10 protein-coding genes are annotated in these 13,792 nt (G+C 66.2%); 2 read left to right on the forward strand and 8 right to left on the reverse strand.

The window, feature by feature from the left end:
* Positions 1 to 97 precede the first annotated feature (97 nt).
* From typA to ING15_RS10005, 3 genes are all read right to left on the reverse strand, one after another.
* A complete protein-coding gene (typA, locus tag ING15_RS09995; RefSeq protein WP_206454661.1) occupies positions 98 to 1,924 on the reverse strand; it encodes a translational GTPase TypA in 1,827 nt (608 codons plus the stop codon).
* 163 nt (positions 1,925 to 2,087) lie between these two features.
* Positions 2,088 to 3,875 carry an adenylate/guanylate cyclase domain-containing protein gene (locus tag ING15_RS10000; protein ID WP_206454662.1) on the reverse strand — a complete coding sequence of 596 codons (1,788 nt, stop codon included), beginning with the start codon at positions 3,873 to 3,875 and terminating at the stop codon, positions 2,088 to 2,090.
* Positions 3,876 to 4,002: 127 nt separating this feature from the next.
* Positions 4,003 to 6,060, reverse strand: a complete 2,058-nt coding sequence (locus ING15_RS10005; RefSeq protein WP_206454663.1) for a M3 family metallopeptidase — start codon at positions 6,058 to 6,060, stop codon at positions 4,003 to 4,005.
* A 170-nt stretch (positions 6,061 to 6,230) separates the two neighbouring features.
* On the opposite strand from ING15_RS10005, the gene ING15_RS10010 reads away from it, so the two are divergent.
* Complete coding sequence (locus ING15_RS10010; protein ID WP_206454664.1) at positions 6,231 to 6,722, forward strand: MarR family winged helix-turn-helix transcriptional regulator; 492 nt, start codon at positions 6,231 to 6,233, stop codon at positions 6,720 to 6,722.
* A 152-nt stretch (positions 6,723 to 6,874) separates the two neighbouring features.
* Positions 6,875 to 8,107 carry a multidrug effflux MFS transporter gene (locus ING15_RS10015; protein WP_206454783.1) on the forward strand — a complete coding sequence of 411 codons (1,233 nt, stop codon included), beginning with the start codon at positions 6,875 to 6,877 and terminating at the stop codon, positions 8,105 to 8,107.
* A 19-nt stretch (positions 8,108 to 8,126) separates the two neighbouring features.
* On the opposite strand, the gene ING15_RS10020 is transcribed toward ING15_RS10015, so the two are convergent.
* The 5 genes from ING15_RS10020 to ING15_RS10040 form a co-directional block, all read right to left on the reverse strand.
* Positions 8,127 to 9,251, reverse strand: a complete 1,125-nt coding sequence (locus tag ING15_RS10020) for a site-2 protease family protein (protein WP_206454665.1) — start codon at positions 9,249 to 9,251, stop codon at positions 8,127 to 8,129.
* A gap of 134 nt (positions 9,252 to 9,385) precedes the next feature.
* A complete protein-coding gene (locus tag ING15_RS10025; protein WP_206454666.1) occupies positions 9,386 to 9,973 on the reverse strand; it encodes a protein-S-isoprenylcysteine O-methyltransferase in 588 nt (195 codons plus the stop codon).
* A complete protein-coding gene (locus tag ING15_RS10030; protein WP_206454667.1) occupies positions 9,970 to 11,160 on the reverse strand; it encodes a hypothetical protein in 1,191 nt (396 codons plus the stop codon). The genes ING15_RS10025 and ING15_RS10030 overlap by 4 nt, the downstream gene beginning before the upstream one ends.
* 212 nt (positions 11,161 to 11,372) lie before the next feature.
* Positions 11,373 to 12,383 (reverse strand): LLM class flavin-dependent oxidoreductase, encoded by a 1,011-nt coding sequence (locus ING15_RS10035; protein ID WP_206454668.1) that lies wholly within the window; start codon positions 12,381 to 12,383, stop codon positions 11,373 to 11,375.
* Between the two features lie 85 nt (positions 12,384 to 12,468).
* A complete protein-coding gene (locus ING15_RS10040; RefSeq protein ID WP_206454669.1) occupies positions 12,469 to 13,689 on the reverse strand; it encodes an argininosuccinate synthase in 1,221 nt (406 codons plus the stop codon).
* Positions 13,690 to 13,792 lie beyond the last annotated feature (103 nt).

Genomic DNA, 13,792 nt, shown 5'->3' on the forward strand with positions numbered 1-13,792 from the left:
CTCCCAAGTCGTGCCGACGAAAAAACGGGTGCCCGCGAGAGCAGGCACCCGTTTTTTCGTCAACAGAGAGGGTCGCCTGGTCCCAAGCGCCGGGCGATCAAGCCGCCTTGCGGCTCTTGTCGAAGCGCTTGCGCTCGTTCGAGTCGAGATAAATCTTGCGCAGCCGGATGGTCTTCGGCGTCACCTCGACCAGTTCGTCGTCCTGAATCCACGACAGCGCCCGGTCGAGCGTCATGCGGATCGGCGGCGTCAGCTTGATCGCCTCGTCCTTGCCCGACGCGCGCATGTTGGTCAGCTTCTTGCCCTTCAGAACGTTCACTTCCAGATCGTTCTCGCGGGTGTGGATGCCGATGATCATGCCGGCATAGACCTTGACGCCGGCATCGATGACCATCGGGCCGCGATCTTCCAGGTTGAACATGGCGAAGGCGACGCTTTCGCCGGTGTCGTTGGAGATCAGGACACCGGTGTTGCGGCCCGGAAGCGTACCCTTGAACGGCGCATAGGAGTGGAACAGGCGGTTCATGATCGCCGTGCCCCGGGTGTCGGTCAACAACTCCGACTGATAGCCGATGAGGCCGCGGGTCGGGGCGTGGAACACCAGGCGCTGACGATCGCCGCCGGAGGGGCGCAGCTCGATCATCTCGGCTTTGCGCTCGCTCATCTTCTGGACGACGATGCCGGAATGCTCCTCGTCGACGTCGATGACGACTTCCTCGATCGGCTCCAGGACCTCGCCGTTCTCGCCCTCTTTCATGACGACGCGCGGACGCGAAATGCCCAGCTCGAAACCCTCGCGGCGCATCGTCTCGATCAGCACGGCCAGCTGCAGCTCGCCGCGACCGGAGACGTAGAAGGAATCCTTGTCGTCCGCCTCATCGATCTTCAGCGCGACATTGCCTTCGGCCTCCTTCAGGAGACGGTCGCGGATGATGCGGCTCGTCACCTTGTCGCCCTCGGTGCCGGCGAGCGGAGAATCGTTGACGATGAAGGACATCGTTACCGTCGGCGGATCGATCGGCTGGGCGTGCAGCGGCTCGGTCACCGCCGGGTCGCAGAAGGTGTCGGCGACCGTGCCTTTGGACAAGCCCGCGATGGCGACGATGTCGCCCGCCTCGGCAAAGTCGAGCGGCACGCGCTCGAGGCCCCGGAAGGCGAGGATCTTCGAGATGCGGCCGGTTTCCAGCAGCTTGCCGTCGCCGTGCAGCACCTTGACCGCCTGGTTCGGCTTGATCGAGCCCGACTGGATACGACCGGTGATCAGCCGGCCGAGGAACGGGTTCGCCTCCAGAATCGTGCCGATCATCTTGAACGGCTCGTCCTTGCCGGCGGTATCGGGCTCCGGCACATGCTTCAGAATCAGGTCGAACAGCGGCGTGAGGCCCTGATCCTGCGGGCCTTCCGGCTCCTCGGCCATCCAGCCGCCACGGCCCGAACCGTAAAGCACCGGGAAGTCGAGCTGCTCTTCAGTCGCGTCGAGCGCGACGAACAGGTCGAAGATCTCGTTGAGCACTTCCTGATGGCGCTCGTCGGAGCGGTCGATCTTGTTGATCGCCACGATCGGCTTCAATCCGACCTTGAGCGCCTTGCCGAGCACGAATTTCGTCTGCGGCATCGGACCTTCCGACGCGTCGACCAGGATGACCGCGCCGTCGACCATGTTGAGAATGCGCTCCACCTCGCCGCCGAAATCGGCGTGGCCCGGCGTATCGACGATATTGATGCGGGTGTCCTTCCACTCGACCGAAGTCGCCTTGGCCAGGATCGTGATGCCGCGCTCCTTCTCCAGATCGTTGGAGTCCATCGCGCGCTCTTCCTGGCGCTGGTTCTCGCGGAACGAGCCAGACTGGGCCAGTAGCTTGTCGACGAGCGTCGTCTTGCCATGGTCGACGTGCGCGATAATCGCGATGTTGCGGAGCTTCATGATTGTCACCGGAAACAAGTTAAGGCCGCGGCCGACACCTCAAATGTCCGCCCGGCGCTGATCTGGAGGCTCATATAGGGTATTTTGTGCAATTGCGAAAGAGCGATCTTGCGGAAGCAGGCAAGCGGCGCGCGCACGCCTCGCATTCCGCTGGGCCGCCGATTCAACCACGGGCAAGCCAAGCCGGCGGGGCCGAGTTGTCGCGAAGGCCGGCTGCGAGAAGTCCGCCGACATAGCGGTCGAGTAGCGCCGGCTCCATGAAGTGCAGGGCGTCCCGGACCGCGGCGGCGGTGACGTCCGGGCGGATCGCCAGAAAGGCCAGAAGCGCACGCCGGGCCTCGTCCATCTCGCCGGCCGACGCCAGGAAGGTCGCCAGGTCCCGCAGCGGCCAGGTCATCCCCGGCTTTTCGACGAGCGCGCGCCGTGTCCAGCGCGCCGCTTCCGCCGGCCGACCGGCGGAAAAATGCGACAAGCCCATTCCCACGATCGAATTGAAGCTGAAGGGGTCGCGGGGCGATAGCCGCATCGAGCGCTCGAAACAGGCGAACGCCTCGTCCGGCCGGCCGGCATAGACCCGCGCAAAACCCCGGCGGGTCCATGCCCAGGCATGATTGACGTCGATGTCGAGGGCTCGGTCGATGAGCGCGTTGGCCCGGTCCAGCGCGCCGTCGGTTAGCATGATCGCAGTGGCGGCGGCGGTCAGCGCCAGCGGGTCATCGTCGATCTGTCCCGCCGTGGCTTCCAGATGCGCGCGACCGGCGGCGCGCTCGGCGGCAAAATCCTCCGACCAGTTGTAGACGATGTGCTGGGCGTGCGCCCAGGCACAGATGGCCGCCGCGCGGCCGTTGTCGGGCTCCAGCGTCAGCGCCTCGCCGAGCAGCGCGATGGCGCGGATGTTCTCGTCCCGCCGATGCGCCCACAGATGCGGCAATGCCCGCATGACGAGGTCGTAGGCGACAAGACTCTCCGGCGCCTTGCGGCGTGAGCGGTCGACCTCGGCCTGGCGGATTGTTGGATGCAGCGCCCCGGAGACCAGTTCGGCGATGTGGTCCTGCACCTCGAACACGTCGGCGACCTCCGCCTCGATCCGGTCGCTCCAGATCTGCATGGCGGTCTCGCCGTCGACGAGGCGAAGCGACACGCGCATGCGCTCGCCGGCAAACCGCACGCTGCCTTCAAGCAGGTAGCGTACGCCGAGCTCGGTGGCGATGGCCCGCACGTCGAGTGACCGTCCCCGATAGGCGTAGGCCGAGTGCCGAGCAATGACGAGGAATTCCCTGACCCGGGACAGGCTGGCGGTGATCTCCTCGACCATGCCCTCGATGAAGCTGTCGCGCTCGGCGTTGTTGCTCAGATTGTCGAAGGGCAGGACCGCGATGGAGGGGTGCGTCGCCGGGTCGGGTACGGCGACGGGGCTGCGTCGGCTGACGCCGACGATCTTCGGGTCCCATACCCAGATCCGATGGCGACCCGAAAAGCCTTTCAAAGACTGCTCGCCGATATCGGTGAAATAGAGATCGGTCTTGCCTGTCAGATACTCGAAGACCCCCCGCGAGATCGCCATGCCGCCGGCCGGCGAGAGTGCTTGAACCCGCGCTGCCATGTTGACGCCCTCGCCAAACCGATCGTCGTCCGACACCACCACGTCGCCGATGACGATCCCGGTGCGCACGCGCAGCGGCGCATCGTCCGGTTCGTCGGCGGCCATCGCGCGCTGGAAGCAAGCGGTCCATTTGACGGCGCTGACGGCGCTGGTGAATTCCGCCAGCAGGCCATCGCCGGTGGTCTTGAACACTGTGCCGCCGTAATCGCCGATCGTCGGGAGCACGCGCTTGCGATAGGTGTGCACGACGGCGCGGAGGGCGGCGGCTTCGTCGGCTTCGACAAGGCCGGAAAAGCCTTCCATATCCATCGACAGTATCGCGGCGAGGCGGCGGATCGGTCGGGCCATCGACATGGGTCCCATTGCGACGGGTCAATTTACCAGATCGACCCGTGCCGCGCTACAAGACTGTCGGCCGTTCAGGGCCGCAGTGCGGACTGCCGCCCCGGCTTGCCAGATCGCCGGTCGTCGTGCCCTAACCCGCGACGAAGCCGCGCTTCTTCAAGAGCGCCTCGGTGGTCGGCATGCGGCCGCGAAAGGCGGTGTAGAGTTCGGCCGCGTCGCGCGAATTGCCGGCGGAATAGATGTGCTTCAGTAGCCGATCCGCCGTGGCGCGATCGAACGGATTACCCGTCTCGCCGAACGCCTCGAAGGCATCGGCGTCGAGCACCTCCGACCACATATAGGAGTAATAGCCGGCCGAATAGCCGTCGCCGGAAAAGATGTGGGCGAAATGCGGCGAGCGGTGGCGCATGACGATCGCTCGCGGCATGCCGAGGGCCTCCAGCATTGCCCGTTCGGACTCCAGCGGCTTGTCCGGAACGGCTTCGGCCTCGTGCAGGCCCAGATCGACGAGAGCCGATGCGGTGTATTCGACCGTGTCGAAGCCGGCGTCGAAGGTTCGCGCCGCGATCAGCTTGTCGAGCAGGGCCTGGGGCAGCGCCGCGCCGGTCTCGGCATGGCGGGCGTGCTTTTCCAGGATCTCGGGCACCGTCAGCCAGTGTTCGTAGAGCTGCGACGGCAGCTCGACGAAATCGCGGGCGACGGCGGTTCCTGCAAGCGACGGCCAGGTCACGTCCGAGAGCAGGCCGTGCAGGGCGTGGCCGAATTCGTGGAACAGCGTGCGGGCGTCGTCGAGCGACAGCAGCGCCGGCTCGCCCTGGTTCGGCTTGGCGAAATTGCAGACATTGTAGATGATTGGCGTCTGGCCGCCATCCAGCTTGTGCTGGCCGCGCAGCGCGCTCATCCAGGCGCCGGAACGCTTCGAGGACCGGGCGAAATAGTCGCCGAGGAACAGGCCGCGCTCGGCGCCGGTCCGGTCGCGGACGGTCCAGGCCTTCACGTCCGGGTGCCAGGCCTTGACGTCGGGCGCCGGCTCGAAGGTCAGGCCGAACAGCCGGCCGGCGACGTCGAACGCCGCCTCGATCATGCGGTCGAGCTGGAAATACGGCTTCAGTTCCGCCTCATCGAGATCGAACGCGGCGCGCCGGCGTTTCTCGGCATAATAGCGCCAGTCCCAGGGCTCCAGCGCATGGTTGTCACCGGTGGCGGCCGCGAGCGCGCGCAACGCTTCTGCGTCCTCTGCCGCACGCGCCTTGGCGTGATCCCAGACCTCTTCCAAAAGAGTCCGGACGGCGGCCGGCGTCTTGGCCATCTGGTCGTCGAGCTTGTAGGCGGCGTAGCTTTGATATCCGAGCAGCTCAGCCTTTTCGCCCCGAAGCCGCAGGATGTCGGCCATGATCCGCCGGTTGTCGGAGGGCCCGTCGTTTTCGCCGCGGCTGGTCCAGGCGCGGAACGCGGTCTCGCGCAGATCGCGCCGGTCGGAATAGGTCAGGAACGGCACGACAAGGGAGCGCGACAGGGTCAACCCATAGCCGTCGGTGCCGCGCTCGGCCGCGACCCCGGCCATGGACGAGACGAGGAAATCCGGCAAGCCGGAGAGGTCGTCCGTGGCGAGCGGCAGCAGCCAGTCGCGCTCGTCGGCAAGGATGTTCTGGGAAAAGCGTGTGCCGAGCGAGGCCAATTCCGCGTCGATCTCGGCCAGCCGTTCGCGGTCGGCTCCCTGAAGATTCGCGCCGCCGCGGACAAATCCGCTGTGAATGCGCTCCAGCAGCCGCGCATCTTCCGGTGCCAGGCGCGACTTTTCGTCGTTGTTCTGGGCGAGGGCATCGACCCGCGCGAAGAGTCCGGCATTCAGCATGATCGCCGAGGCATGGCGGGACAGCGCCGGGGAAATCTCGCGCTCGGCCGCCTGCAAGGCCGCGTCGGTGTTGGCGCCGGCCAGCGCAAAGAATACCCGGGCCAGGGCGTCTAGTCGCCGGCCGGAGCGCTCCATCGCCCCAAATGTATTGCTGAAATCCGGCGCGGACGGGTTGTCGGCGATCGCCGCGATCTCGGCCAGGTGTTCCGCCATCGCCGCCCGAAACCTCTCGGGAACACCGGCCGAGCCGATTGTGTCGAAGTCGAGACGCTGGTCCGATAAATTAATCGTGAAGTCATCATTTTTCCGGGCCGTGATACCGCGATCGTTCATGGGAAGACCTTTGTTACAATAACATGAAGCCCGCCGGACGCTTCGGCCGGTTGGTCGAATGGCCTATAGACGCGCCGCTTCGGCGGGAGGATTATGCTAAGATGGACATGCCGATCCTGACGTGACGCTTCGGCATGCGCCAAACGAAAAAAAACGGGACATTTGCCATCATGTCGCAACTTCTTCCAGGAAACGCCCTCGGCTTCGTCGTGGTCGACATCGCCCGGCTTTATCGACAAGCCTTCGAAAAGGCGGTGGTGGAAGCCGGTCTGGCGTTGACGCCCGGAGAGATTCGCGCACTTGCCTATGTGGCACGCTACGAGGGCTCCCGCCAGGCGGTGCTGGCCGAGCGCATGGGCGTGGAGCCGATGACCCTGTCGGCCTATCTCGACCGTCTTGAGGCGCGCGGGCTGATCACCCGCTCCGTCGATCCGACCGATCGGCGCGCCAAGGTGATCGCACCGACAAAGGCCGCCGAGCAGGTGTTCGAGGAGGCCCGACCCGTAGCGCTCGCGGTCTATGAGCGTACGGTGAGCGGCCTGAACGAGGACGAGCGCAAATTCCTCGATTCCGCGCTACAGACGATGCGGGCCAATCTGACCAACGATCCGCAGGTTCTGGGCGAGACGCCGGTCGAACAGCCGCTGCGCGGCGCCGCATAGACTGCGCTGGCGGGCGGGTTTGCCAGGCCGCCGGATTGGAGTAGGACGCGAGCGGCCGCGGACCGTTCGCTTGGATGCGGCCGTGCGTCGCCGTCTGAGCCTCCAATAACGGATCGCCCCGCTTGACCGTCTCTTCTGCCCGCTCGCCTCTGATGTCCGAGCGGCGGACCAGCCTCATCGGCGGCTGCCTGGTCGCGATCGGACCGATCTCGCTGGCGCTTTATACGCCGGCGATGCCGACCCTGGTCGCCGAATTCGGCACGACCGACTCGCTGATCAAGCTGACGCTCGCCGTCTATTTCGCCGGTTTCGCCCTCACCCAGCTGGTCTGCGGGCCGGTCTCTGACGCCTTCGGCCGCCGGATCACCACGCTCGGCTTCATCGCGATCTATCTGGCCGGTTCGGTCCTTGCGGTCATCGCGCCCAACGTCGAGACGCTTCTGGCCGCGCGCCTGCTGCAGGGGATCGGGGCGTCCGTCGGAGTCGCGACATCGCGCGCCATCGTCCGCGATCAGTTCACCGGTGAAACCTCGTCGCGGATCATGAATACGATCGGCATCATCCTCGCCATCGGTCCGGCGGTGTCGCCGACGATCGGCGGTGTCCTGCTCGATCTCGCCGGCTGGCAGGCGATCTTCGTCGGCATGCTGGTCTGCGGCCTCGTGGTGGTTGGCGTAACGCTGGGCTACATGCGCGAGACCGTGATTCCCGATCCGTCCCGCATCCGCCCCATTGCGATCGTCCGCTCCTATCGGCAACTCGTCACCAACCGGCACTTCATGGCGACCAGCCTCACCGTCGCGGGCTCGGTCGGCGCGCTCTACACATTGGCGACGGTGCTGCCCTTCGTGCTCATCGATCGGGCCGGCCTGACGCCGACCCAGTTCGGTGTCGGCATGCTCACTCAGTCCGGCCTGTTCTTTTCCGGCTCGCTCGCCGTGCGCTTCCTGATGCCACGGACCGGCGCCCATCGCCTCGTTCCGGTCGGGCTCGGCTTCATCGCCGCCGGAAGCCTCAGCCTCGCCATATCGATCGCGGCGCTGCCGGTTTCCTATCTCTCGATCATGGGGCCGGTCGGCCTTTATGCCTTCGGCATCGCCTTCGTCATGCCGGCGATGACCACGGCTTCGCTGGCGCCGTTTCCGCATATGGCAGGCGCCGCCGCGGCGATGGCCGGCTTCATCCAGATGGGCGCCGGCCTCGTCGGCGGGGTCATCGCGGCGCTGATCGGCGAGCCGGTGTTGGCGACGCAGATCGTCGTGCCCGGCCTCGGGATCATCGCGATCGGCGCCTATGGGGTCTATCGCGCCCATCCGCATCTCGCCGAGCCGGAGCCGCGACCGCGCGTATCGGCGCCGCCGATGCCGCGCGAGGAGCGGGAGTGAGCGGCGGCGGCGATGTGGCTCAGAACGGGCCGATCTCGGTCCGGGCGGCGGGCTTCGGCCGGTCGACGCCGCCGGCCTGCGCGAGCATCAGATATTCGGCGATGTTTTCCTGGGTGATGTAGGCAATGAACCGCCCGGCGTGATCGACCACGCCGAGGACGCCGGCGCCGCGCTCGCGCATCGTCTTCATGGCGAAGGATAGCGCCGCGTGCTCACGCACCAGCGGCACGTCCCTGATCATGACGTCGACGACCGGCGTCTCCCGTCCCGACTGCGCCAGTGCCGCGATCAGCGTCTTCTGGGTCAGGACGCCGCGCAGCTTTCCGCCGCCGTCGACCACTGGGAATTCATGTTGGGTGGTGTGGATCAGCGCCTCGGCGGCGTCGGCGAGGCTCGCCGTGGGCCCGAGGCTCTCGAACCTTGTGATCATTACCTCATGGGCCGAGACCGAACGCGCCGCGTCGTCGACGCCGACCTGATAGCTCTCGCTGGCGGCGGCCACATAGACAAAGACGGCGATAAAGACCAGGAAGACGTTGCCGGTGGACAGGCCCCAGAATCCGAAGCCGAAGGCCAGGAACTGGCCGGCGCGCGCGGCGTAGCGTGTCGCCGTCGGACGGTCGAATTTGAGCGCCAGCAGGGCCCGCAAGACGCGCCCGCCGTCCATCGGGAAGGCCGGGATCAGGTTGAACAGGACTAGAAGGATGTTGATGGTGGCGATCCGCGCCAGGAAACCCGCCGTGGGACTGTCGAGAGATGCCAGGCTTTCGGGGTCGAAGCGGGCGCCGAGAAAGACGATCAGCACCGTGGCGATGACGACGTTGACGGCGGGGCCGGCCAGCGCGACGACGATTTCCTCACGCGGCCGTTCCGGCATCCGCTCGAGCCGGGCAATGCCGCCGATCGGTAACAGCGTGATGTCCGGAGTCTTGATGCCATAGCGCCGCGCAGCGATGGCATGGCCGAATTCATGGGCGACCACGCAGGCGAAGATGGCGATGATGAAGGCGAGGCTGGCGAGGGCGGCGGCAGCACCGCCTCTCTGATAGGCGGCGACGCCGATCCAGGCCAGGAGGATCAGGAAGGTGATGTGAATCCGAACCTCGGATCCGAACAGCCGGCCTAGGGTGAGGGACCAGGACATTCGCGGCTCTCCATTTCAGCGCCGGCCGCAAAGGCGGCGTGCGGGATGTGCGCCGACCAGCGTCGCCCCATCATATGGGGCTTCGGAATCCGCGAAACACCAGTCGGGGCGCTCGATCGAAGTGGATACCCGCGTCAGAAGATACCCGGAATGATCCGCGCCGTCCGTGCCTTGTAGGTGCGATAGGCGTCACCGAAGGTTTCTTCCATCATCCGCTCCTCCGGGCCAATCCGGGCGGCGAAGAGAATACCGAAGCCGATCAGGCCGGCCGGTCCGGCGATCCAGTTGGGCACCAGCAGCGCCTGCGCCAGCGCCATCGCCCAGAACGCGCTATACATGGGATGGCGCAGTCGCCTGTAGATGCCGGATGTCACCAATTCGTGCTTCTCGCGGATGTCGAGCGAGACCGACCACATCTTGCCCAGCGCCTTGTGGGTCTTGCGGAACAAGACCAGCGCCAGCGCCATCGCGGCGACGCCGAACGCGATCCGCCCCCAGGACGGGTCGGTGCGGGCGAAGTCCGGCCAGCCGATCGCGACGAAGATCGCTGGGAGAATGCCGAGACCGGTCAGCGAGATCGCCATGCGCAGCGTCTCCGCCGGGCCCCGCCGGGTGCGTTCGACGCGCCGCCGCTTGGCGCGGCGCTCGAACGGATAGCGGATGGCGTACCAGCCGACGACCATCAGCACCCACGCGATCGAACCGGCGAGGGCCGGACTCATGGAGCGGCACCCCCGCACGGAGCTGGCGCAAGCGGCGGGACATCGACGGTTCTGGTTTCGGCGAAGTCGGCGACAGGGCGGGGCCCGAGCAGCAACATGTGGAAGGAATAGGGGCAGCGACGCTCGACGGCGAGCACGAACTGTCGGTGCAGGCGAAAGAAATCGCGCTTGATGCGCCGGTAGGTCTGCGGCGAGACGAGCCGCCTGAAGTGAACCCGCACAACCGCCGGGATGCGGCCCTCGCGAATGCCGAGCGAGGTCGTGGGGTTCGAATTGTAGAAATTGATCGGGTCGGACAGGCCCTGGCAATCGGTCCAGGCGATGCGGTGCTCGGTGACGAGGCGGCGGACGGCCGCGCGTTGCGTCTTGGCGGCCGGATGCAGCGCCGTTTTCATCAGGCTGGAGCCGACGGTGAGAATATGCCAGCGGCGGTCGGTCTTCAGATCGCCCGATAACGCTCGGTCCAAGGCGAGGACGGCGAAGCTCGCGCCGAGGCTGTGGGCGGCGACGACGATCTCGTCCGCGTCACTCGCCGCCGCCCGCGCGGCGATTTCCTCGGCCTGCCGTGCGATCCGCGCCGACAATGCCGGGTTGCCCTCGCGGCAAAGGTCGCGGGCCAAGGCCCAATCGTCCATGGCCGTCAGAAGATGCCATCGCCGCTCCGCGAGAAACAGCAGCGCCAGCGCGGCGGCGAAGCCAAGGACGAAACCGATTGCGGAGCCGGCGAGGCTCGACAATAGGGCCGTCAACACGGCATGGACCAGCCAACCAATCAAGATGGCCGCCGTCATGACGGCAATCGGAAAGGCGAAGAAAAAGGCATAACGCCAGCTCACCCGGCAATAGCGGAAGAACGTGCCGGTCACGAGGAAGTCGGTCAGCGCCACCAGTCCGGTGGACAGCCGTTCGACTGCCGGGCGCGCGGCGTAAGCGAGAATGAGATCGCCCCACTCGCAGAAGACCAGTTCTGTCTCCGTGCGCCAGCCGGCCCTGCTAAGCGTCGCGTGAAGCGACGGGAAGAGCGTATCGTGCGGTGCGCCCGCAGATTGCTCCACATGGTCCAGCCGAAGGTCGGCTTCCCAGACGATGGCCGAGCGGTCGGCCGCCCGCCGAAACCGTTCCATATGGGCCAGGGCCAGCATCGGCTCGAAACCGGGGAACATAAACACGAGCCGCTTTTCGATCATACCTTCTCCACGATCCGCCCGACATGCTGTCGGGTGGCAGGGTCCACATTGACCGCGATCGAAAGGAAGCCAAGATCACGGTCGCGTATCGCCTAGCCCAGGGAGGGCGAGTTGAGAAGAAGGATACCCTCGGTCGGGTCCGGATATGCCTCGGGCGTTGCCATCCTGCCCCATCCGCCGGGACTCAATCACGCCGGCGAAGCGGTCGGACCCTACGCGACTGCGCTGCGGGTATCTGCGACTGCGCGCATCGCCTGCGCCGCGATCTCGAAGGAGCGCATGCGCGCCGCGTGATCGTGGATCTGGCCGGTGAGGATCACCTCGTCCGGCGCATAGGCTTCGACCAAGCGCGCAAGTTCGCGGCGGACGGTCTCCGGGGAGCCGGTGGCCGAGACTGCCAGCGCCTGCTCGACCATTGCCTTCGCCGCCGGTTCGACGCGAGCATCGAAGTCGTCCACCGGTCGCGGCAGCGGTCCCGGCTGACCGGTTCGCAGATTGACGAAGGCCTGCTGCATCGAGGATTTCAGCACGCGACCTTCCTTGTCGCTCGCGGCGGCAAACACGTTGATCGCCAGCATGAAATGCGGCTTCGGCCAGCGCGCCGACGGGCGATAGGTCTCGCGATAGACATCCACCGCCTGATCCAGCGCGCCCGGCGCGAAATGCGAGGCGAAGGCATAGGGCAGGCCGAGATGGGCGGCGAGCTGCGCGCCATAGAGGCTAGAGCCGAGAATCCAGACCGGAACGTGGGTGCCGGTGCCCGGCACCGCCCGGATCTTCTGGTTCGGCTCGGCCTCCTCGAAATAGGCCATCAACTCGACAACGTCCTGGGGGAAATTGTCGGAATTGTCGAGGCTGCGGCGTAGCGCCCGCGCGGTCGGCTGGTCGGTCCCAGGCGCGCGGCCGAGGCCGAGATCGACCCGGCCCGGATAGAGCGTCGCCAGCGTGCCGAATTGCTCGGCGATGACCAGTGGCGCGTGGTTCGGCAGCATGACGCCGCCGGCGCCGATCCGGATCGTCGACGTCTGGCTCGCGACATGGCCGAGCGCGACGGCGGTCGCGGCGCTGGCGATGCCGGTCATGTTGTGGTGCTCGGCCATCCAGAAGCGCAGATAGCCGAGGGACTCCGCATGCCGGGCAAGGTCGGCGGAATTCGCCAGCGCTTCGGCGGCGGTCGAGCCCTGCGGGATCGGCGACAGGTCGAGAACGGAATAGGGGATCATGGCGGGCGCCCTTGTCTATGGTGAACCCCGATATGGACGCCGCGCTCTATGACATCAATGAAACGCTGCGTTCTTCCGCCCCTGCCTACCGCCCGTCGCGCTTGGCCAGCGTCCTGAGCCTGAGGGCGTTCAGGCGAATGAAGCCGGCCGCGTCCTTCTGGTCATAGGCGCCGTGATCGTCCTCGAAGGTGACCAACTCGTCGGAATAGAGCGATTGCGGCGACGAGCGACCGACGACGATGACATTGCCCTTGTAGAGCTTCAGCGTCACCGAGCCCTCGACATATTCCTGGCTGCGGTCGATCGCCGCCTGCAGCATCTCGCGCTCGGGCGAGAACCAGAAGCCATTGTAGATCAGCTCGGCATAGCGCGGCATCAGTTCGTCCTTCAGATGCGCCGCCCCGCGATCCAGCGTGATCGATTCGATCGCCCGGTGCGCGGCGAGAAGGATGGTGCCGCCGGGGGTCTCGTAGATGCCCCGGCTTTTCATGCCGACGAAGCGGTTCTCGACCAGATCGAGCCGGCCGATGCCGTTGTCGCGGCCGAGATCGTTGAGCGCGGCCAGCAGCTCGTGGGGCTTGAGCGTCTCGCCGTCGATCGAGACCGGATCGCCCTTGGCGAAACCGATTTCGATCGTCGTCGCCTTGTCCGGCGCTTCCTCCGGGCTCACCGAGCGCTGGAAGACGTAGTGCGGCGGCGCCTCCGCCGGGTCCTCCAGCACCTTGCCCTCGGAGGAGGAGTGCAGGAGATTGGCATCGACCGAGAACGGCGCCTCGCCGCGCTTGTCCTTGGACACGACGATCTGGTTCTTCTCGGCGAAGTCGATCAGGTCGGTGCGCGACTTGAACTCCCATTCGCGCCACGGGGCGATTACCTTGATGTCCGGATCGAGGGCGTAGGCGGCCAGTTCGAAGCGGACCTGGTCGTTACCCTTGCCGGTAGCGCCGTGGGCAATGGCGTCGGCGCCGGTCTCGTGGGCAATCTCGACGAGGCGTTTGGAGATCAGCGGCCGGGCGATGGAGGTGCCCAGGAGATAGGTGCCCTCGTAGACGGCGTTGGCGCGGAACATCGGGAAGACGAAGTCGCGGCAGAACTCCTCGCGCAGATCCTCGATGTAGATTTCCTGGATGCCGAGCATTTCCGCCTTGCGGCGCGCCGGCTCCAGTTCCTCGCCCTGGCCGAGATCGGCGGTGAAGGTGACCACCTCCGCGCCGTATTCGGTCTGCAGCCATTTCAGGATGATCGAGGTGTCGAGCCCGCCGGAATAGGCGAGGACGACCTTCTTGACGTCACGGGTGGGTGCCATTGGAACTCTTTCGTCTTGCGCTTTGCCACGCCTCTAGCGCAAAGCAGGCCGGTAGGGAAACCGCTTCCTGGACGACGTGAGCCGCAGGCGAAGAAAACTCGGC

The organism is Aurantimonas marina, from assembly GCF_017183135.1.
Classification (GTDB): Bacteria; Pseudomonadota; Alphaproteobacteria; order Rhizobiales; family Rhizobiaceae; genus Aurantimonas; species Aurantimonas marina.

Bases quoted from the DNA above. Each gene is read 5' to 3' on its own strand.
- typA (WP_206454661.1), bottom strand. From the start codon at position 1,924: ATGAAGCTCCGCAACATCGCGATTATCGCGCACGTCGACCATGGCAAG.
- ING15_RS10000 (WP_206454662.1), bottom strand. From the start codon at position 3,875: ATGGCCCGACCGATCCGCCGCCTCGCCGCGATACTGTCGATGGATATG.
- ING15_RS10005 (WP_206454663.1), bottom strand. From the start codon at position 6,060: ATGAACGATCGCGGTATCACGGCCCGGAAAAATGATGACTTCACGATT.
- ING15_RS10010 (WP_206454664.1), top strand. From the start codon at position 6,231: ATGTCGCAACTTCTTCCAGGAAACGCCCTCGGCTTCGTCGTGGTCGAC.
- ING15_RS10015 (WP_206454783.1), top strand. From the start codon at position 6,875: ATGTCCGAGCGGCGGACCAGCCTCATCGGCGGCTGCCTGGTCGCGATC.
- ING15_RS10020 (WP_206454665.1), bottom strand. From the start codon at position 9,251: ATGTCCTGGTCCCTCACCCTAGGCCGGCTGTTCGGATCCGAGGTTCGG.
- ING15_RS10025 (WP_206454666.1), bottom strand. From the start codon at position 9,973: ATGAGTCCGGCCCTCGCCGGTTCGATCGCGTGGGTGCTGATGGTCGTC.
- ING15_RS10030 (WP_206454667.1), bottom strand. From the start codon at position 11,160: ATGATCGAAAAGCGGCTCGTGTTTATGTTCCCCGGTTTCGAGCCGATG.
- ING15_RS10035 (WP_206454668.1), bottom strand. From the start codon at position 12,383: ATGATCCCCTATTCCGTTCTCGACCTGTCGCCGATCCCGCAGGGCTCG.
- ING15_RS10040 (WP_206454669.1), bottom strand. From the start codon at position 13,689: ATGGCACCCACCCGTGACGTCAAGAAGGTCGTCCTCGCCTATTCCGGC.